Below are 20,021 nucleotides of genomic sequence, written 5' to 3'. Positions count from 1 at the left end.
CGGAGGAGATGACGTGGAAACCAAAGACCTGATCGTGATCGGCGGCGGCATCAACGGTGCCGGCATTGCAGTAGATGCTGCAGGACGCGGCCTGTCAGTGCTGATGCTGGAGGAGCGGGATTTGGCCTGTGCAACCTCCTCTGCCAGTTCCAAGCTGATTCACGGTGGCCTGCGCTATCTGGAACATTACGAATTCCGTCTGGTGGGCGAAGCGCTGGCCGAACGTGAAGTGCTGCTGAAAATGGCGCCGCACATCGCCTTTCCGATGCGTTTCCGTCTGCCACACCGCCCGCATCTGCGTCCGGCGTGGATGATCCGTATGGGCCTGTTTATGTACGATCGTCTCGGTAAGCGCACTACGCTGCCGGGCAGTAAAGGTCTGCGTTTTGGCGCGGAATCGGCCCTGAAGCCCGAAATTACGCGCGGTTTCGAATATTCCGACTGCTGGGTAGACGATGCGCGCATGGTGGTGCTTAACGCACAGGAAGTGGTAAAACAGGGCGGCGAAGTGCGCACCCGCACCCGCGTAACCCGCGCCTGGCTTGAAGCCGGCCTGTGGATGGTGGAAGCGGAAGACGTCGATACCGGCAAAACCTACACCTGGCGTGCCAAAGGGCTGGTTAACGCGGCCGGCCCCTGGGTGAAGCAGTTCTTTGACGATGGCCTGAAGCTAAAATCGCCGTACGGTATTCGCCTGATCAAAGGCAGCCATATCGTGGTGCCGCGCGTGCACACCGACGAGAAGCAGGCTTACATTCTGCAGAACGAAGATAACCGCATCGTGTTTGTGATTCCGTGGATGGATGAGTTCTCAATCATCGGTACCACCGACGTCGAATACAAAGGCGATCCGAAAAATGTCAAAATCGATGACAATGAAATCAGCTACCTGCTGAAGGTTTATAACGCGCACTTTAAAAAGCAGCTGACCAGCGACGATATCGTCTGGACCTACTCCGGCGTGCGTCCGCTGTGCGATGATGAATCCGATTCACCGCAGGCGATCACCCGTGATTACACGCTGGACGTGCACGACGACAATGGTCAGGCACCGCTGCTGTCCGTGTTCGGCGGCAAGCTGACCACGTATCGCAAGCTGGCGGAGCATGCGCTGGAGAAACTGGCGAAATACTACCCCGATGCCGGCTCGGCGTGGACCAAAAACGCCGTGCTGCCAGGCGGTGATTTCTCCGGTACGCGTGAAGACTACGCTGCCAGCCTGCGCCGTCGCTATCCATTCATCAGCGAAGGCATGGCGCGTCACTTTGCCCGCACCTACGGCAGCCGTACTGAAGTGCTGCTGGAAGGCGCGAAGAGCCGTGAAGATCTGGGTGAAAACTTTGGCCACGAATTCTATGAAGCCGAACTGCGTTACTTGGTGAAACACGAGTGGGTGTGCGAGCTGGACGACGCCATCTGGCGCCGCACTAAACAGGGTATGTGGCTGAGCGAAGCCGAACAGGCGCGCATCCGCGACTGGCTGGCGGAAAACGGCCAGAAACCGGCGCTGTCGCTGGCTTCGTAATTGCCTTAAGCATTGCCCTCAACCCCGCCACCGCGCGGGGTTTTTGTTTTTTCTCTTTTTGTGTCTGCGAGAGGTTATTCACACAAGGCACTGCACCAGATCAATTCTCACCGCTCCGCTTACTGACTAAATGACCCGCGACCGGATTAACGGACTCGTCAGTGACAAGGAGCATCACGCATGGCTTTAGCAACTTTTCCGCTCAATATCTTTACCACACAGCGCATGTTTAATGACTATGGCGCTGACGATATGCGCTACGGCGATATCTGTGAACGCCGGATGAAAAACGAATTCGGCCTCACCCACATTTCCAATGTGGTCGACCCGTGGAGCATGACGCGGCTGCATCCATTCCATAATCCCCAGTCGCGCTTTGCTGGTGCTTATGCGAAACCTGGCGAAAAGCTTTCACCGCTGGAGTGCGCCAGGCTACTGTTTGCTGAGATGCAAACCACTTAATTACCTTTCGCGCTTGTTGGCCAGCAACGTTTCCTGATAAATAAGATGCTGGAACATTTTATGCGCTCCAGCGGCCTGCCGTTTCGGGATTTATCGCTGGATATGGCATATAAAGACAGAATTCTCAACGAGAAGAGTGATAACAGCGCTCGCCTGTTCATCACGGACTTTTTGAATGCTAATCTCGACTATAAAAATAGATGCTTGCCTTCAACGAGCGTCTCTTTTTAAAAAAAAGAAATTGGCCGGACGATTCTACCCAAATTCGACTCTCTCGCAGACAGAATCAATGGACTGGGCATAACGGTACATGACGTGCATGCAACAAAGATAGATATAATGCATCTTACATTAGCGGGAAATCGCTGGAAGGCGAGACTTCGCTACCATGGACAGGATCATTTTGGTCTCGACATTGCTGATATTCACAAAGCAAAATTTCGGCAGTTTCAATTCTTTAAGATCTGGTTTATCCTGCAGCGTAGCGATAAATTTAGTTTTCGTCCGTTTTTGACAGACATGGAAGCAATAATTGATATTGAAGGAGGCGCCTGATGAAAATATTAATTCTAATAATTATATTTATCGGCGGTAGTTTACTTTTTTTTATTTCATATCTTCATAACCTGTCCAGGTCATTGCGGTGCATCATTCTGATGGAATTACTGATATTCTGGTTAATGACCTTCCTCACTCTCAACAGAAAGCGATTGCATGGTGGCAAAGTAACAGGCGAACTATCCTGGCTGAGTATCAGATCCCCGCAATAGATAATGTTAAATTTAATAGTATATCTTTTTTCAAATTTGGCAAAGGCTATCAGGAATTGGGAAAAAAAGATCGCTTATGCTTTGAGGACATGGCACCGCCCCGAAATTGCATCGATAAATTGTTATTAATGTCAGTATCCGTGACACGTGAGAGAAATTTCCTCTATAGATTCCAGCAAGGTGTATACATCGAAACGCCAGATGGCGAGGTGATTAAAAAAGAGCAACCGTAATATAAAAAAAACCAACTACGCCGCTACCAATACGTGTACATACCGTAGCGGCGCAATTCATTGCGCTAATTAACACGCAAACTTACAGTCCGGCATTGTCACGAATATATTTACGGGCTTTCACTGCATATTCGAATGGGTTAGCGATGGCTGGATCCTGTTCCGCTTCGACTACCATCCAGCCTTTATAGCCGTAATTATCGAGGATTTTGAATACCGGTTTGAAATCGATCACGCCATCGCTTGGTACGGTGAAGGTGCCTTTTTTCACCCCGTCGAGGAACGACAGCGAGTTTGCGCGCACCTCTGCCACCACGCTGTCACGCACATCCTTCAGATGCACGTGGAAAATACGCGGCAGATGCTGGGTCAGCACATCCAGCATCACCTGCTGTGATCCTTCGGAGTAGTAAATGTGGCCGGTGTCGTACAGCAGACCGACGTTATCATTGGTCATTGCCATAAAACGGTCGATCTCGGCTGGCGTCTGAATGCCGGTGCCCATGTGATGGTGCAGCGTCACACGCATCCCTTTCTGCGCCGCGATCTCCGCCAGTTCGTTGTAACCTTCTGCCGTCAGACGCCACTCTTCGTCAGTGAAAACCGGCTTCTGCTCCAGCACCGGCAGCGACGTGCCCTGAATGCTTTTGCTCTGTTCCGAGCAGCCAATCACGCGCGCGCCCATGGCGTGCAGAAAATTCATGTGGTTGATGAACTGATTGATGGTTTTCGCTTTGTCACCGTTGGCAAAAAAAGTACTAAACCAGGCGTTACAAATCTGAATACCGCGGATATCCAGCATCGGCTTCAGCACCGCCGGATCGCGCGGATATTTGCTGCCCAATTCGCTGCCGGTGAAACCCGCCAGCGCCATCTCGCTGACCGTTTGCTGGAAAGTATTTTCGCTGCCGAGTTCCGGCATGTCGTCGTTGGTCCAGCCAATCGGCGCAATCGCCAGTTTGACGTTCTCTTGGTTCATTTTCAGCTCCCTGATACAGAGAGGCAGCGCTAATCCGCTGCCGTGGATAGGTTTAGCGCACGCGCCTGACTATATTCTGGTAAAACGCCGGACGCGGCGGCATGGCAACGCGCTCAATCGCGCCGCTGGTTTGCGCCTTCAGGCAGGCATCGGCAGCCATCGAGGCGGCAAAGCCATCCCAGGCGGAAGGCCCGCTCAGCTGGCCCGCTTTCACATCATTGATAAACGCCTGCAGCTCAACGTCGTAGGCTTCGATAAAGCGATCTTTCCAGTCGGTAAGCAGCGCGTTGCCAAGGCGGGCATCTTTGCGCATCTGAATGGCCGACGGCTCCGGCAGTCTGGCGATGCCCTCTTCGCCCACTACTTCACACTGAATGTCGTAGCCGTAAGCGCAGTTCACAAAGATCTCCACATCGATGCGGATGCCCTTCTGCGTTTCAAACAGCACGATCTGCGGATCTTTCAGCTTCGCGTGTGACTTTGAGGTCGTGCGCGGGAACACCACCTGCACGCTCTTGTAATCGTCCTCGGTCAGCCAGCGCAGGATATCCAGCTCGTGAATCAGGGTGTTGGTAATGGCCATGTCGGTGGTGTAATTCTCGCCGACGCTCTGATTACGGTGCGCGCAGTGCAGCATCAGCGGCTCGCCGATGTCACCGTCGGTGATCACCTTTTTCAGCGCACGATAGCCGGCATCATACGGGCGCATAAAGCCCACCTGCACCAGACGTTTGCCGTGCGCGATCTCGGCGTCGACAATGCGACGGCAGCCCTCCGCGCTCAGCGCCAGCGGCTTCTCGCAGAACACCGGTTTCCCGGCGGCAATCGCGGCCAGCGTGAACTCTTCATGCGTCGGGTCCCACGAGGTCACCAGCACGGCATCCACTTCTGGCGAGTTAATCACCTGATGACCATCCTGATACACTTCGGCCTGGATATTCAGCCGCTGCAGCGCCGCGCGCGCACCTTCCACATTGATGTCTGAGACCGCCACCACTTTTGCGCCCTGCAGCACGTTGTTGCAGCGACGAATATGTTCCTGACCAATTGCGCCGGTACCGATTACACCGAGTTTGAGCGTCATAATTACACCTGTAGAGTCGGATAAGTAGGTTAAAACGGGCCGGGCAGCGCCGGCCTGAAAAGGGTTAGTACTTACGCGCCTGTTGAATATGCTGATTGAGCTTGTCGGCCACCTGCTGCGTCTGCTCTGAGGTGGAAGCCTGCGCCACGCCGACGTGCCACCAGCTGAAGTATTTGTGCACCATAGTTTTCGGCAGCACTTTGATGTCAATCAGGGTCGAAACCGTCTGCTGCTGCGCATCTTCCAGCGCCGCTTTCAGCTGCTCCAGCGTGGTAACACGGTAGGTTTTACAGCCGTAGCCGGCGGCTATCGCCGCGAAATCAACCGGCACGAAGCCGCCATCCAGCTTGCCGCCCTGCGGATTACGGAAGCGGAACTCGGTGTTGAAACTGTCCATGCCGTGTTCCATCTGCAGGTTGTTGATACAGCCGTTGGTCATGTTATCCAGCAGAATGACATTGATTTTCGCCCCTTCCTGAATCGAAGTGACCAGCTCGGAGTGCAGCATCATGAACGAGCCGTCACCCACCATGGCGTAGACTTCGCGCTGCGGCTGTGCCAGCTTCACGCCCAGCGCGGCATTCACTTCGTAACCCATGCACGAGTAGCCGTATTCGACGTGATAAGCGTTGTAATCTTTGGTGCGCCATACACGCTGCAGGTCACCCGGCAGACTGCCGGCGGCGGCGACAATCACCGCATCCTTTGGCAGCTGTTCGTTTAAGGTGCCCAGCACGCTGCTCTGCGTCAGCACCGACTTTGTCAAACGCTCAAACTCGGCGAACAGCGCGGTGCGATCGATGTGGTCAGCGATTTCCGGAATAAAGTCGTCGGTATTGAAAGTGGCGGCGTACACGCGCTGCGTCTCTTTCAGCAGTTTGCTCTGCGCCTGTTCAATCTGGCCACCCCAGTGATTCTCAAAGCCGTTCAGTCCGGCTTCCAGCGCGGTTAATCCTTCGCGTGCATCCGCCAGTAACTGCACGCCATCCAGCTTGTAGCTGTCGAAGTTGTTGACGTTAATGTTGAGGTAGCTGATTTCCGGATGCTGGAAGATCCATTTTGAGGCCGTGGTGAAATCGGTATAACGCGTACCAATACCGATCACCAGATCAGCCTCTTTGGCCAGCAGGTTCGCCGCCAGACAGCCGGTTTCACCAACGCCGCCCACGTTCAGCGGATGGTCGGAAACGATGGTGCCTTTTCCGGCCTGCGTTTCGGCAAACGGAATATTGAAACGCTCGGCAAAGCTCAGCAGCGCCTGACCGGCATCGGAGTATTTCACGCCGCCACCCACCACAATCAGCGGCTTGTGCTTACGCGCAATCAATGCCAGCGCCGCGTCCAGCTGGGCCGCCGCCGGCAGACGCCGGTCAAGCAAATGCACGCGTTTCTGGAAGAAGTATTCCGGGAAATCCCAGGCTTCGCCCTGCACATCCTGCGGCAGCGCCAGCGTCACTGCCCCGGTTTCCGCCGGATCGGTCAGCACGCGCAGCGCATTGATACAGGCGGTCATCAGCTGCTCCGGACGGCTCACGCGGTCCCAGTATTTACTCACTGCGCGGAAGGCATCGTTGGTGCTGATACTGAGATCGTGACTCTGCTCGATCTGCTGCAGCACCGGGTCCGGCTGGCGCGTGGCGAACACATCGCCCGGCAGCAACAGCAGTGGAATCCGGTTGGCTGTTGCAGTGGCTGCCGCGGTAATCATGTTGGCGGCACCCGGTCCGACGGAAGAGGTACAGGCAATGATTTGACGGCGTAGCGACTGCCGGGCAAAACCGATGGCAGCGTGCGCCATACCCTGCTCGTTACGGCCCTGATACACCTGTAAATCGCCGCTGTCCTGCTCCAGCGCCTGACCGAGACCGAGCACATTGCCGTGGCCGAAAATAGCAAAGATGCCGTGCACGAATTTGGTTTCAACGCCGTCAACGTTCAGGTACTGGTTATCCAGAAATTTCACCAGCGCCTGTGCGGTAGTCAGTCTGATAGTGCCCATATGCTTCTTCCTTTACATGTGGTACCCGCTCAGGGGTACGACGCGGTTCGGGTCGGCGGCGGAAAACGCGCCCGACGCTAAGTGAAACAGCCTGCTGTGCCTCAGCCATCATAACGAAATTTCATTTCACGTCAGCAGCTTCCTCTTATCCGTCATCATTTCTTGCGAGCTGGCTCACAAGCCAGAGCACCCGCGAAACAGGCTGGCCGCAAAAGGCGATAAAGGTGGCGGCATCAGAGTTTTACCTAGCTCACAAAATCGCGATGGATGTTTCATTTAATGTTGTGTTTGGAATTTTTATTCCTCACACTGCCCATATAGCCAGTCAGGCACCCTGAGACCCCCGGAAGCATTGCGCTTGATAGTGGGCGGCAGCGCCCGCCGTGTCTGCTTATCACAGAAGGAAACCATCAGTATGAGTACACAACAGAAGCGGCTTGATGTGATTTGTATTGGACGCATCGCCGTCGATCTTTACGGCCAGCAAATTGGCTCGCGCCTGGAAGATATGACCAGCTTTAATAAATACCTCGGCGGCTCTTCCGGCAACGTAGCCTATGGCACCGCGATTCAGGGCCTCAAGTCGGCGATGCTGACGCGCGTCGGTGACGAACACAATGGCCGTTTCCTGCGTGAAGAGCTGCAGCGCGTGGGCTGCAATACTGACGGGCTGATCACCGATAAGCAGCGCCTGACCGGGCTGGTGATTCTCGGCATCAAAGACGAAGAGACCTTTCCGCTGATTTTCTATCGCGACAACTGTGCTGATATGGGGCTGGTTCCCGAGGACATTCGCGAAGAGTTCATTACCTCGTCCCGCGCCGTGGCGGTAACCGGCACTCACCTGTCGCATCCGGACACGCGGGCGGCGGTGCTGAAAGCGCTGGATATTGCCCAGCGCAACGGTCTGCGTACCGCACTGGATATCGATTATCGCCCGGTGCTATGGGGACTCACCTCACTGGGTGACGGTGAAACGCGTTTCATTGAGTCCGGCCAGGTGACGCAGCAGCTGCAGGAAGTGGTGCACTATTTCGATCTAATCGTCGGAACGGAAGAAGAGTTACATATCGCCGGTGGCAGCACCGATACGCTGACCGCGCTGAAAAATGTGCGTAAGGCCAGCAGCGCCACGCTGGTCTGCAAACGCGGGCCGCTGGGTTGTGTGGTGTTTGAGGGCGAGATTCCCGATAGCTGGGAACAGACGCGCCTGCACAGCGGCGTGCGCGTTGAGGTGCTCAACGTGCTGGGCGCCGGCGATGCGTTTATGTCGGGCCTGCTGCGCGGCTGGCTCAACAATGAGAGCTGGGAGCAAGCGTGCCGCTACGCCAACGCCTGTGGCGCGCTGGTGGTATCCCGTCACGGCTGTGCGCCGGCGATGCCAACGAAAGAGGAACTGGACGATTTCCTCAGCCGCGATAAAGCGGTGAAACGTCCAGATCTTGACGCGCGCCTCAATCATCTGCATCGCGTTACCACGCGTAAGCAGCAGTGGCCGGAGCTGAATGTGTTCGCCTTTGACCACCGTAAACAGCTGGCCGATATGGCGCGTGAAGCGGGCGTCAGCGAGGAGCGCATTCCACAGCTGAAGCTGCTGCTGCTGCAGGCGGCACAGGAGGCGGCTAACGAAGCCGGTCTCAATGAGAAGAGTGGCATCCTGGCGGATACCACGTACGGCCAGAAAGCGCTCAACGCCATCACCGGCAAGCACTGGTGGATTGGGCGGCCAATCGAGCTGCCGAGTTCACGGCCACTGCGTCTTGAGCACGGCAATATTGGCTCTCAGCTGGTGGACTGGCCGGCCGAACACGTCGTCAAGTGCCTGGTGTTTTACCATCCCCATGACAGTGCTGAACTGCGTAAAGAGCAGGACGACCTGGTTCTTGACGTGTGGCGCAGCTGTAACAAAAGCGGGCATGAGCTGCTGCTGGAAGTGATTTTGCCGGAGAGCAACCCGGACCGTAACGAGTCCTACTATTTCGACATGCTGAGCCACTTCTATAGCCTGGGCGTGCAGCCGGACTGGTGGAAGCTACCGCCGCTGACGGCGGAAAGCTGGCAGGCGATCGGTGAGCTGATTGAGCAGCAGGATCCGCACTGTCGCGGCATTCTGTTACTCGGCCTTAATGCGCCGGAAGAGAAGCTGAAAGCCGGCTTCGCCGCCGCCGCTCAGGCGACGTGGGTAAAAGGTTTTGCCGTGGGTCGCACCATTTTTGGCCAGCCGTCACGCCAGTGGCTGAACGGTGAGCTGGATGATAAGGCGCTGATTGAGACCGTGAAAGGCAATTATCTGCGCCTGATTGGCTACTGGCGCGCCGCGCGCGGCTGACGGATTTGAAGAGGATGTACTGAGAAGCGGCCTAGCGGGCCGTTTTTTGGTGTGTTGCGCGCGGCGGATACCCTCACTCCCCTGAGTTTTGTGAGGCAATTCATAAACCGATGAAATAGCCTTCACGATAGCGTCAAACAAATGAAATTTTCCATCCATCTGGTACTATAGCGCTCATTATCCAGCCATATTTCCTTTTCTGACGGGCCGAAGTAATGACCAATAACCCAACGCAATTAACCTTGTTACAGGACGATATCCGTCGTCGCTACGAGACGCTGAGTAAACGCCTGAAGCAGGTGGCTCGTTATATCCTTGATAACAGCAACAGCATCGCGTTTGATACCGTCGCCTCTATCGCCCAGCAGGCAGGTGTTCCACCCTCCACGCTGATCCGCTTCGCTAACGCGTTCGGCTTTAGCGGCTTCAACGAAATGAAACAGGTCTTTCGTCAGCACCTGATGGAAGAGACCGTGAACTATACCGAACGGGCGCGCCTGTTCCGCCAGACGGCCACCGACGACAGCGCCAGCTCACCGGAGAGCCCGGTGGAGATCCTCAACGTCTTTACCATGGTCAACAGCCAGGCGCTGCAGCAGCTGGCGATGCAGGTGAATCCCGACCAGCTGAACAAAGCGGTGAAGATGCTCAACGAGGCGGAGAACATCTACATCATCGGTTTGCGCCGCTCGTTCAGCGTGGCCTCGTATCTGGTGTATGCGCTGCGCCATCTGGAGCGTCGCGCTTTTCTGATTGATGGCTTGGGCGGCATGTTCACTGAACAGCTCAGCATGGTGAATCCGAAAGACGTGGTCATCGCCATCAGCTACTCGCCGTATGCGCGTGAAGCGGTGGAACTGGTGGAGCTGGGCGCTAAACGTGGCGCGCATCAGATCGTCATCACCGACAGCCAGGTCAGCCCGCTGGCGGCGTTCAGCGATGTCTGTTTTGTCGTGCGCGAAGCGCAGGTGGATGGCTTCCGCTCGCAGGTGGCCTCGCTGTGCCTGGCGCAAACCCTGGCGGTGTCACTGGCGCTGAATAACAGCAGCAGCGAATAAACCTTAGGTACCGAATATAAAAAAGGCAGCCATTTTGATGCGGCGTGCGATATTTGAAGCCAAAACGTGCGATAAATGGCAGGCTACTTTTGTTTCCATCAGTGCAACGAAATTACACTGTCATTTTTCATCAAAGCCATTTTGGCCTGTTCGAGCATTCCGGTTAACTGGACAATATTTGTAGATGCTGGCCAATGAAACATCATACAGTAATGCAAGCTGTTTTCTGCTATGACCATTCGCCAATAATTTTTGAGCTTCCTGTTGCTGTGCAAAAGATAGCGACTGAGGTCTGCCGCCAATACGTCCTCTGCTTCTCGCTGCAGCTAAACCAGCCTGAGTACGTTCAACAATCAGTTCGCGCTCCATTTGTGCTAACGCGCTCATCACATGAAAGAAAAAACGGCCTGCGGACGTAGAGGTATCAATGGCATCCGTCAAACTATGAAAATGAATACCTTCATCTTCCAGATTGGATATTAAAGTAATCAAATGTTTAATGCTGCGACCCAGCCTGTCGAGCTTCCAGACCACCAGAGTATCCCCCGATTTCAGGCAGTTTAACGCGCGTTTTAATCCGGGTCTCTGGTCTGTTTTTCCACTGATTTTATCCTCAAAAATCTGTTCGCAATTTGCACAAATCAAGGATTTTTGCTGTAAATCGGTGTTTTGGTCATTTTTTGACACCCTCATATAGCCAATTTTTGCCATTTTAGCCCCTAATCCTCCCTCCGAAAGCCTTGTCATCGCTGGTTTTGGGCAAAATATTAGCTAAATTCCCGATTTAAGAAAACCTTGGTTTAACGGAAACGGTAGATTGTGCAAAAAATGCACTGGATAAACGGACTGGCGGAACGGTCAATGGTGACATTATGTCACAGGGGGGCCAGATCACCCTGAAGGGGGATGGCCGCAAGCATCTGGGTATTCATAATCAGGATGATAGCGTTCGCATGTGGCTCTACAAAGACAAGGGCGGTGATGGCGTTCGGCTAAACAATGGCAATGACGGCGGCGGCGATTATATTTTTCATAAAGATGGCGGTTTTCGTGCCCCTTCTTCCGTATATGCCGGAGCCGCAAGGATAGCCTCTGACGGCAATATCTACGGTAGCATGTGGGGCAATCAGTGGCTGGACGCTTACCTGAAAAAGACCTTCCAGCCCAAAGGGGCCTACGGCAAACCCAATACGGCGAAGCGCGAGGTCAATGGATGGTGGAAATGCGGGGACACGGGATTGATTATCCAGTGGGGTAAAACGGATAGCGAAAGCTTTGACCGGAAAATTCTTCCGCTGCCCCTTCCGTTTCCAAACGAAGGCCTGTGGGCGCTGGGCTGGGTTGCTGAAGCTATAGGGATGGGTGAAGATCTATGTTCACACTCTGCCGGATTAGTCGATAGGGCGCATATCAAGGTTACAACCGACTACAACCTGGCTACAGCCAGGATAGCAATAGGATATTAATCATGTATTACTACAGTCCGGGTGAAAATGCTTTTTTCCCTGAAGAATTAAAACAGGACTATATCAGGGCAGGCAGCTTTCCCAAAGATACCATTGAAGTCGGTGATGATGTCTGGCTGGAATTTACAGGCAATCTGCCTCCCAAAAAGCTCATCCCCGCGCCCGGCCCGGTGGGCCTCTGCCCAGACGCGTTTCATCAGGTCTGCGTCGCCTTTCGGATCAAACACGATGGTGACTTCACCCCGCCGGATGTCCTGGGTGACCAGCAGCTCGGCCAGCCGGATCTTACCGACGCGCGTGGTGCCATAAACCACCGTATGGCCAACGCGCTCTCCCAGGGCCAGGGTGACGTCTTTTTCATCGGGCTCGATGCCGTGCAGCGCCGGATTCCCGCCCACCGGCGGTAATGACCGCACCGGGTTCAGCGACGTATCGGCACTCAGCAGCTTCCCCAGCCAGGGCAGACGATGCTCTGTCAGCAATTCAAGCTGACGCGCGCCCTGATAAAAGCGGTTCGGCTGCAGGTAGCGGGCCACTTCCGGGCGCAGCGTATCCTGCAGGCGCTGGGTGTGTTTCTGGGTCCAGCGGAAACCAGCCAGCTCACCGGCATTAGCCTTCAGCCATTCACGGGACAGAGCATCATCCCCGACCAGAAACAACGCCCCGATGCCGGGCAGCTGCAGCGGCCGGTCGGCAATGCTGCCCGGGCGCAACTCCGGCGTGAATACCGGCAGCATGGCGACCTCGCCCTGCAGCACGGGTGACGGGGGTGAAGATGTGGTGTCGTTTCCCGTGCTCATACCGGGCTGTTTATTAACGGCCTCAAAATACGGCGCAGCATCTTCACCGCCCAGATCAGCAATCACGTTCAGTTCAGCATGGCCGGTCAGGGGAAGGAGGGTAAACAGCAGTAAGGACAGCGTTTTCATCAGGGTTATCTCCCGGGTTCAGTCCAGACGAAGCCTGGATCGGGGGTGAGCGCAGCAACCGAACGGTGCGCTTCAGCTGCCGGCGCAGAAATGAGGGGTGCAGGGCTGATTTTTGCCAGATGCCCTCTCACAATGGCGCGGTAACGTGCAGCAGGCTGACCACCTGCGGGATGGTGGTAGCAGCCGGCCGCATCCAGCCAGCTGCCTGGCTTACGCGCCCAGCACTCACGCAGAATGGTGGCGGCGGCGTTCAGGTTGGTGTAAGGGTCAAACGCATCCCACGTCGAGGCAAAATGATGACCGTTCCAGCCCAGATTGACCTGGGCAATACCGACATCGATGCGCTTAAGCGGGGGACGCTTCATAAATACCTGCAGCGCCTGCTAGGCCTGTAGACGCGTCTCATAGCGATACCCTTTGCCTGCCACATTGATGGTCCAGGGCCATGGCCGCACGCCGCGGGGAAGTTTGCGCGAAGACTCGCTCAGTGATACCGAGTAAAGCGCTTCCGGGGGCACGCCGTGCGCCATGGCCACGCGGACGTAACCCTCCGGCACCGTCTGGTCAGCATGGCCGTCAGGGACGGCCGCCATCAGTAAGCCCAGCGCCAGCGCGCCGGTCAGAACGCTGCGATTGCCCATTTACCGTCTCCCGCCTGCTGCAGTAAAACCGGCATCAGGCCGTTACCAAAGCGCATCCACCGTCCGCCGTCGTGGTTAAGCGTGATCTGGCGCTTGCGGACCTTTTCCACGGGAATGTGATGGTCCCGCGCCCAGCTGCGAAGCGCATCATCACTGCCCTGGCTGTCGACCAGATAGATGTCCACCGGCCGGTTGTTAGCCAGCACGGCAGACAGTTTCGCGTCGCAGGTGGCGCAGTCTTTTGACCTGACGAACAGCGCCAGCCGGCCACCACTGTCGTGCGCCACGCCGGAGGCGTTCCCCATATTGACCGGCAGCGTGCCCAGATACAGGCGCTGCCAGGCCGCGTTCACCTCACGCTGGAAATCAAGCTCCTTCTGGGTGCGGGCAAACTCTTCCTTCACCCACTTTTCAGCAAACTTACGGCGCTCTGCCGGCGTCTGCGCCTCAATACCCAGGGTGGAAAGCGGATCGAGGCCCGGCGACTGGATACCCCGGGGTCCCTTCATCAGCTGCTGATAACGCTGATAATCGTCGGCACTGAGTCCCCACTGACCGGCCTGCTGCTGCAGGTTTTGCTGTGCGGAGTCCGCCCGTTGTGTTGATTCCTGTCGGCTGACATCCGTCTGTCCTGATGTGGTCGCGGCCAGGGTCAGGGGACTCAGCAGCATGGCGGCTAAAAAGGTATGTTTCAGTTTCATCATTCGCTCCGTTATTCTGCTCTGAGCACGGTCAGGCGGCCGTTAACCCGAAACGTCGCTTCACCATAACCGGCACTGACCAGGGTCCAGCCGGCAACGGTTTCGCCCTCTCCGACCAAGGCCACCTGCGACAGGCTGCTGTAGCCCCGGGGCGCGATGGCAGCCCAGGACTCTGCCCCCCGCTTCTCCACGCCCGTCAGCACAAAAGGCGCGCTGCGGGCCACGCGAAGGGACGGAGCAGCTCGACGTGTGTCAGCGGGACGAGGCTTCTTTGCCGCAGGTTCAGTTTTTTTAACCGGTGCGGCGACAGGCGCGGCGGGTGCGGGTTGTGTTTTCAGCGCTGTCAACTGCTCAGTGAGCGCACTCAGGCGGGTTTCCAGCCCCTGCTGTGCCTCCTGGAGGGTTCGCAATGACTGACGCACGGCGTCGTCGCTACCGGCCTGTTTCGCTGCTGCGCTCAGATCCTGCTGCATCTCACCAAGTTTTTTCCGGGTGTCCTGCAGACCGGCTCTGAGCATGGTCACATCTGACTGCAGGGCCGCGACTGTCTCAACAGTGGCCGCTGTACTGCCCTGAGATTCAAGGCGTGTAAGGCGTTCATCAAGGTTCGATATGCCCAGACTGAAGGCGGTGTAGCCCAGCGCCACACCGCCGGCAGCGACCCAGATGAGGCGGCGGCGTGGACGCCAGCTGAATCTTTTACGGGCCGGAGCGGGGTCAGTATGGAAATGGTTGCTGTTCGCTCATTTTCTCAGAAACCCTCCGCTGACAGGTTTAACGGGGACGGACTGAGGGGCGCTGATGGCCGGTTGTGACACGGCTGACGGCGCAGGCGTGGACCAGCTGCTGACCGGCGGCGGAAGCTGGGAGACCGGCAGCTGGTAGCCGTCGCGCAGGCTGTGGCAGACCACACGCTGTACATCATCCACCTCAAGCTGCCAGGCCGGACCGGCCAAGACCTGCAGGGCAGTACGCAGGCGCATCGGGCCCAGCTGGTACTGGACTGCCGGCAATGCCTGGCGGTAAAGCACGCCGTTGGCGGAGCAGGTCGCGCACAGGGAATAACCGGACTGGCGCAGGGCGTAACGCAGCGCATCCGCCACAGTAGGATGCAGGGATGACGGGATGCGAATATCAATAATCTGCGAGAGAGGGTCACGCTGGGCCGCCTGCGGATCGGTACTGACCAGCAGATAACGATCGTAGCGCACCACTTCCGGCGTCCGCGCATACTCGTCCGGAGAGACCGGCTGAACGTTGCGGGTAACGGTGGTGCCGGGTGCCGGGTCCGCAGGAGCACGTTGCTGCAACTTTTGCGGCTGGGAAACACAGCCCGCAAGGAGCAGCAGGGGAAGAACAGTGGCAAGCCTGCCTGGTGAAAATATGTTGTGAGAGGTGTTACGTTTCATCCGGAATTTTCCTGTACAGTGATAAAACAGCCCTCACTGTGCGGAATCGGTCCGGTTTCACTCAATTAACAACTGATTTTCCGTTGATGAAAAAAAACGCCACCCGAAAGGATGGCGTTGCGGTGAAACAGACAGTAATCAGTCCGGGTAAAACTCGTTACTGAGAATAGTATCTGTTGTCCAGATGCTGTCTTCAGGAAAGATATCCAGACCTATGCCGGTTTCTTTGGAAGCATCGGCGCGGGCGTCAAACCACACATCCGCAAGCCATTCAGGATCAGAAAACACGTTTTTCAGGCTCGACGTCTTGTTCAGACGTCGTACAATCAAATCACGCTGACCTTTAATGGTTAACTCCCAGCTTTTACCACGATGGGTTGGCTGAAACTTCCATTTAAGAAGGTGGGCCAGTAAGACAGCCATACGGCTGGCCAGCTCACGCTTTTCACTTTTGCCCACGTCTTCAATCTCCTCGGCGATGTTCTCAATATCAATCTGACTGAGCTTTCCGGCACGCAGTAAAGCTGCCTGTTCACTGGCCCAGGCAACAACGTCTGAATCGTAACGTGCTCCCATACAAGCCTCCGTTAGTCAAAAAGTGAAGAAACCGCCAGAACAGATATGCTCCGGGGATAACATAAGATGCAACATAAAAAGTTGCTTCCTGAAGTTTGTCAGAGACAGGCATAACAGTCAAAGCTCCATTAATTCAGAGGGCGTGAATTGCCACTCTGGAACAGTCATACCCGAGGCCAATGAACGGTATATCATCGTCAAAGTCCATCGGTGGCGCACCGGCACTGCTGCCGGAAGCCTGGCCACTGTGAGCCGGTCCTGAAGGTTGCTGAGGCTGCCCCCAGTCATTCCGGGAAGACGTATTCTGACCGCTGCCAGACTGCCGGCCGCCAAGCATCTGCATGGTGCCACCAATATTGACCACCACCTCTGTGGTGTATTTCTCCTGGCCGGCCTGATCGGTCCATTTGCGAGTGCGCAGATGGCCCTCGATGTAAACCTGGGAGCCTTTACGCAGATATTCACCCGCAATTTCTGCCAGCTTGCCGAAAATAACCACCCGATGCCATTCGGTCACTTCTTTCTGTTCACCGGACTGCTTATCGCGCCAGCTCTCAGACGTGGCCAGCGAAAGGGTGGCAACTGCACTGCTGTTAGGAATATAACGAACTTCAGGATCCTGGCCGAGGTTTCCGACAAGAATAACTTTGTTAACGCCGCGTGAGGACATAGTCATTTCTCCTGTAAGGAATAAAGAAACACCCCGCGAACGGGGTGTGTCAGGTGCGCATCAGAATGAGTTTTCTGCGTAGTCGCGTTGTGCGGCAGAGCCATTCTGTGGCGGCACGGAGTCAGATTTTTCAGTCTTGTAAACCATTTCCTGGCCTATTTTGATCCAGTCCACCTTTATCAGGCGGGCTTTCAGACTGACGCGCTGTTCGCCGGCATGGTCGCCTTTGTTCAGCGTAAATATGTCCGTGGACGGGTTACTCAGGTTAAAGCCCAACAGGACTTTCTTGTCTTCATCGACGGCTTTTTGGCAGCGGGCGATAAGGCTGGTTGCCTCTTTACCTGCGACAGAAATGTCAAATCGGACGTAGGCCGGATTATCAGTCGGACCACTCAGTGCATTGATTACGCAGCTGAGGAACGAGCCATTCTGATGGTTAACCTGGCGGATGTTGCTGAGATACCCGATGCCTTTGATAGTCAGGTTGAAGTACTCAGATTTTGCAGATGCAGAAGTATTGTTTGCAGACATGATGTTTTCTCCATGGAGGTAAAAAAAGGTACGGCGGAGAAACCATCTGCCCTGACGGGAGTGGTTTCCCGTCGGGGGTCAGGATCGGTTGAATCCTGAGAGTCTGGTATGTTGAAAGGACCTCAATCACTGTGCAGTGATATCCGTTTCCAGAGGTTAAACGGATTTACCACCCGAAGGTATCCTCTCTCAGGCTGCGAGGATTTTCCGGTCACCCGAAGGTGTTTCTCTCAGACCGGTGAAACGTTAGCTGGCAGTCACCCGAAGGCGTTTCTCTCAGACTGCTGAAACTTTAGCTGGCTGTGAAAAACAGCGGTAAGCACTGTTGATTTTTAAACCAAACAAGCCTGGTGTCAACCCATAAAACCAGAAATGAAAACGGCGCTGCATATGCAACGCCGTGGGGGCTGTACCAGACCTTAAAGTATCTCACTACTCCGGGGATCCGTTCCCGACGCGATTTTCACGGAGCGCATGCGTCTTACAGTTCCTGCCAGATGTGCAATGGCAGACCGTCGTGCCGGTTGCCAGATTAATCCCGTTAAAGTTAAGCTGGCTGCCTCCGGCAAAGGGGTACATATCGAAGCGTAGTCACATTAGCAGAACCCGGCCCGGGGTTGTACAGTGAAATAACTCATCACTGTGCGGATGATTCTGTTTTTGTCCCTGTTGCTGCTTTTTTGCGCTTTGTGGTCTTTTTCCCGTTGGTGTTAATAATACCTTTGCAGTCTGGGTAACGCACGCAACCCCAAAAATCTCCTTTCTTACCCTTGCGTTTACGTGTGGGCCCTTTGCATAACGGGCAAGGGGGCGTGACGGGAGCGGTGATTTTCACACTGTCTTGGCGGCCTTTTTCGACAAGGTGACGGGGCCACTGCAGCTGCTTTTGCATAAAGACCGCAAGCGACATTTTCCCCTGCGAAATATCATCCAGTGCCTGCTCCCATAATGCGGTCATGCCCGTGCTCGTCAGCGTTTCCGGCAGGGCCGCAATCAGCTCCCGGGCCATCTGCGTTGAGTGGATGTGCTTCCCTTTTTTCTCCAGATAGTGTCGTTTGAAGAGGGTTTCGAGTACTGCCGCACGCGTCGCCTCTGTTCCCAGACCGGCGTTATCACGCAGCACTTTCTTGAGCTTCGAGTCACTGACGAAACTGGCCGCGTTCTTCATGGCAGCAATCAGCGTCCCCTCCGTGAACGGTTTAGGCGGACTGGTTTTCATATCCTTAACCTCAGAACCGGTGACAGCGCAAATATCCCCTTTTGCCAGCGCCGGCAGCGCCATACTGTCACCGTCGACGTCCTCTTCATCGTCATCTTTTTCAGCCTGGAACAATGACTTCCAGCCCGTCACCACACCGACTTTCCCGCGTGTACGGAACAGCTGGCCACCGATATTGAAAGACGCCTCCGTCACGTCAGATTCCTGCTGCGGAAGGAACTGGGCGAAATAATGCTGGCGAATCAGATGGTAGACCTTCAGCTCATCGGCGCTGAGGCGCGACAAATCAAATGCCTGTCGGGTGGGAATGATGGCATGGTGCGCGGTGATTTTCTTGTCATTCCAGACACGCGAGACAAACTGCCTGTCCAGCTGATTCAGTACCGGGGCCACAGCGGGATCGGATTTTGCCACTGCCGCCAGAACGTCGGGTATTTCCTGCTGCATCGAAGTTGGAAGGAAACCGCAGTCTGTCCGGGGGTAGGTGGTCGCTTTATGGGTTTCGTAAAGTGACTGAGCAATGGCGAGCACATCATTTGCTCCCATGCCGAATTTTCGGGAACAGACCTGCTGAAGGGTGCCTAGGTCAAAACAGAGCGGCGCAGCCGTTTTCTCCCGCTTCTGTGTCACCTCCAGTACCTTAGCCCTGCCCTGCTGCTGACAAAGCTGTCCCACCGCCCGGTCTGCCTGGGGATTGATGCAACGCTTTTCCTCGTCACAGTACTGCTCAACGGGCACCCAGCCCGCCCGGAACCGGACACCCTCTTTTTCAATAAGCGCATGTACCTGCCACCAGGGCTTTGGCACGAAGGACGTGATTTCATTATCCCTGTTAACCACCATGGCAAGCGTCGGCGTCTGTACCCGCCCGACGGACAGCACTTCTGACACTCCTGAGTCACGGGCTTTGAGGGTATAAAGGCGGGTCAGGTTCATACCGATGAGCCAGTCAGCCTGGCTCCGGCCCTTGCCGGCATCATAAAGCAGGGCTGTTTTTTCTCCGGGAAGAATATTGCCCAGTGCTTCCTTCACACTGGCCTCATCCAGGGCTGACAACCAGAGCCGGCGTACCGCGCCACTGTAGCGGTAGTATTCCAGCAGCTCACGCGCGATCACCTCGCCCTCGCGGTCGGCATCGGTTGCGATGACCACCTCAGATGCCTTTTTGAGCAGCTTACTGATAACGGTGAACTGCGATTTTGTCTGATCTTTGACGACCATTTTCCAGGCCTCAGGCAGCACAGGCAGAACATCGGCACGCCATGGCCTGCCATACTGCTCGCCATAGGCTTCAGGGCTGGCAGTTTCGAGTAAATGGCCGACCGCCCAGGTCACAACGATGTTACCGCCGCTGATAAATCCCTGCTCCCGCTTGCTGATGCCCAGCACGCGGGCAATATCCTTTGCCTGGGAGGGTTTTTCACACAAAAAGAGTTGCAT

General features: G+C 55.6%; 16 protein-coding genes and 4 pseudogenes. 6 read left to right on the top strand and 14 right to left on the bottom strand.

Going from position 1 to position 20,021, the window contains the following annotated elements:
* Nucleotides 1–13 precede the first annotated feature (13 nt).
* From glpD to AC6I8M_RS03610, 3 genes and pseudogenes are all read left to right on the top strand, one after another.
* Nucleotides 14–1,525 (top strand): glycerol-3-phosphate dehydrogenase, encoded by a 1,512-nt coding sequence (gene glpD, locus AC6I8M_RS03620; RefSeq protein WP_498013673.1) that lies wholly within the window; start codon nucleotides 14–16, stop codon nucleotides 1,523–1,525.
* Nucleotides 1,526–1,705: 180 nt separating this feature from the next.
* A pseudogene (locus tag AC6I8M_RS03615) lies at nucleotides 1,706–2,542 on the top strand (DUF3289 family protein).
* Nucleotides 2,543–2,624: 82 nt separating this feature from the next.
* Nucleotides 2,625–2,990, top strand: a complete 366-nt coding sequence (locus AC6I8M_RS03610; RefSeq protein ID WP_082231746.1) for a DUF943 family protein — start codon at nucleotides 2,625–2,627, stop codon at nucleotides 2,988–2,990.
* Between the two features lie 82 nt (nucleotides 2,991–3,072).
* Here AC6I8M_RS03610 and iolE read toward each other — a convergent pair whose 3' ends face one another.
* The 3 genes from iolE to iolD all read right to left on the bottom strand — a co-directional run bounded on the left by iolE (nucleotide 3,073) and on the right by iolD (nucleotide 7,052).
* Nucleotides 3,073–3,969, bottom strand: a complete 897-nt coding sequence (gene iolE / locus AC6I8M_RS03605; RefSeq protein WP_010617416.1) for a myo-inosose-2 dehydratase — start codon at nucleotides 3,967–3,969, stop codon at nucleotides 3,073–3,075.
* Between the two features lie 52 nt (nucleotides 3,970–4,021).
* A complete protein-coding gene (iolG, locus tag AC6I8M_RS03600; protein ID WP_010617417.1) occupies nucleotides 4,022–5,053 on the bottom strand; it encodes a bifunctional inositol 2-dehydrogenase/D-chiro-inositol 1-dehydrogenase in 1,032 nt (343 codons plus the stop codon).
* A 64-nt stretch (nucleotides 5,054–5,117) separates the two neighbouring features.
* Nucleotides 5,118–7,052 (bottom strand): 3D-(3,5/4)-trihydroxycyclohexane-1,2-dione acylhydrolase (decyclizing), encoded by a 1,935-nt coding sequence (gene iolD / locus AC6I8M_RS03595; RefSeq protein ID WP_010617418.1) that lies wholly within the window; start codon nucleotides 7,050–7,052, stop codon nucleotides 5,118–5,120.
* A gap of 415 nt (nucleotides 7,053–7,467) precedes the next feature.
* Here iolD and AC6I8M_RS03590 point away from each other — a divergent pair, with 415 nt between their 5' ends.
* The gene (locus AC6I8M_RS03590; protein ID WP_010617419.1) at nucleotides 7,468–9,381 is read left to right on the top strand and encodes a bifunctional 5-dehydro-2-deoxygluconokinase/5-dehydro-2-deoxyphosphogluconate aldolase; all 1,914 of its coding nucleotides are present in this window, start codon (nucleotides 7,468–7,470) and stop codon (nucleotides 9,379–9,381) included.
* Nucleotides 9,382–9,596: 215 nt separating this feature from the next.
* A complete protein-coding gene (locus AC6I8M_RS03585; protein WP_022548997.1) occupies nucleotides 9,597–10,439 on the top strand; it encodes a MurR/RpiR family transcriptional regulator in 843 nt (280 codons plus the stop codon).
* Between the two features lie 120 nt (nucleotides 10,440–10,559).
* On the opposite strand, the gene AC6I8M_RS03580 is transcribed toward AC6I8M_RS03585, so the two are convergent.
* Nucleotides 10,560–11,150 (bottom strand): recombinase family protein, encoded by a 591-nt coding sequence (locus AC6I8M_RS03580; RefSeq protein ID WP_022548474.1) that lies wholly within the window; start codon nucleotides 11,148–11,150, stop codon nucleotides 10,560–10,562.
* Between the two features lie 161 nt (nucleotides 11,151–11,311).
* On the opposite strand from AC6I8M_RS03580, the gene AC6I8M_RS03575 reads away from it, so the two are divergent.
* Nucleotides 11,312–11,905 carry a tail fiber protein gene (locus AC6I8M_RS03575; RefSeq protein WP_498013672.1) on the top strand — a complete coding sequence of 198 codons (594 nt, stop codon included), beginning with the start codon at nucleotides 11,312–11,314 and terminating at the stop codon, nucleotides 11,903–11,905.
* Between the two features lie 71 nt (nucleotides 11,906–11,976).
* Here the strand turns inward: AC6I8M_RS03575 and AC6I8M_RS03570 are convergent.
* From AC6I8M_RS03570 to AC6I8M_RS03525, 10 genes and pseudogenes are all read right to left on the bottom strand, one after another.
* Nucleotides 11,977–12,498 (bottom strand): annotated as a pseudogene (locus AC6I8M_RS03570) (type IV conjugative transfer system coupling protein TraD); the annotation flags it as partial.
* A gap of 12 nt (nucleotides 12,499–12,510) precedes the next feature.
* A pseudogene (locus AC6I8M_RS03565) lies at nucleotides 12,511–12,834 on the bottom strand (DUF2859 domain-containing protein); the annotation flags it as partial.
* A gap of 5 nt (nucleotides 12,835–12,839) precedes the next feature.
* A pseudogene (locus AC6I8M_RS03560) lies at nucleotides 12,840–13,475 on the bottom strand (lysozyme family protein).
* Nucleotides 13,454–14,176, bottom strand: a complete 723-nt coding sequence (locus AC6I8M_RS03555; protein WP_010615549.1) for a TIGR03759 family integrating conjugative element protein — start codon at nucleotides 14,174–14,176, stop codon at nucleotides 13,454–13,456. Before AC6I8M_RS03555 ends, AC6I8M_RS03560 begins: the two are co-directional and overlap by 22 nt.
* A gap of 11 nt (nucleotides 14,177–14,187) precedes the next feature.
* Nucleotides 14,188–14,823 carry a hypothetical protein gene (locus AC6I8M_RS03550; protein WP_498013671.1) on the bottom strand — a complete coding sequence of 212 codons (636 nt, stop codon included), beginning with the start codon at nucleotides 14,821–14,823 and terminating at the stop codon, nucleotides 14,188–14,190.
* Between the two features lie 96 nt (nucleotides 14,824–14,919).
* Entirely contained in the window at nucleotides 14,920–15,585 is a 666-nt protein-coding gene (gene pilL2 / locus AC6I8M_RS03545) for a PFGI-1 class ICE element type IV pilus protein PilL2 (protein ID WP_022549003.1), read from the bottom strand.
* Between the two features lie 138 nt (nucleotides 15,586–15,723).
* The gene (locus AC6I8M_RS03540; protein ID WP_498013670.1) at nucleotides 15,724–16,161 is read right to left on the bottom strand and encodes a DUF29 domain-containing protein; all 438 of its coding nucleotides are present in this window, start codon (nucleotides 16,159–16,161) and stop codon (nucleotides 15,724–15,726) included.
* A gap of 133 nt (nucleotides 16,162–16,294) precedes the next feature.
* On the bottom strand, nucleotides 16,295–16,831 hold the full coding sequence (locus AC6I8M_RS03535) for a single-stranded DNA-binding protein (RefSeq protein ID WP_010615553.1): 537 nt from the start codon (nucleotides 16,829–16,831) through the stop codon (nucleotides 16,295–16,297).
* A 60-nt stretch (nucleotides 16,832–16,891) separates the two neighbouring features.
* The gene (locus tag AC6I8M_RS03530; protein ID WP_010615554.1) at nucleotides 16,892–17,362 is read right to left on the bottom strand and encodes an STY4534 family ICE replication protein; all 471 of its coding nucleotides are present in this window, start codon (nucleotides 17,360–17,362) and stop codon (nucleotides 16,892–16,894) included.
* A 637-nt stretch (nucleotides 17,363–17,999) separates the two neighbouring features.
* A complete protein-coding gene (locus tag AC6I8M_RS03525) occupies nucleotides 18,000–20,021 on the bottom strand; it encodes a DNA topoisomerase III (protein ID WP_058948907.1) in 2,022 nt (673 codons plus the stop codon).

Source organism: Type-A symbiont of Plautia stali, assembly GCF_059731155.1.
This window is presented reverse-complemented; position numbering and strand designations above follow the sequence as displayed.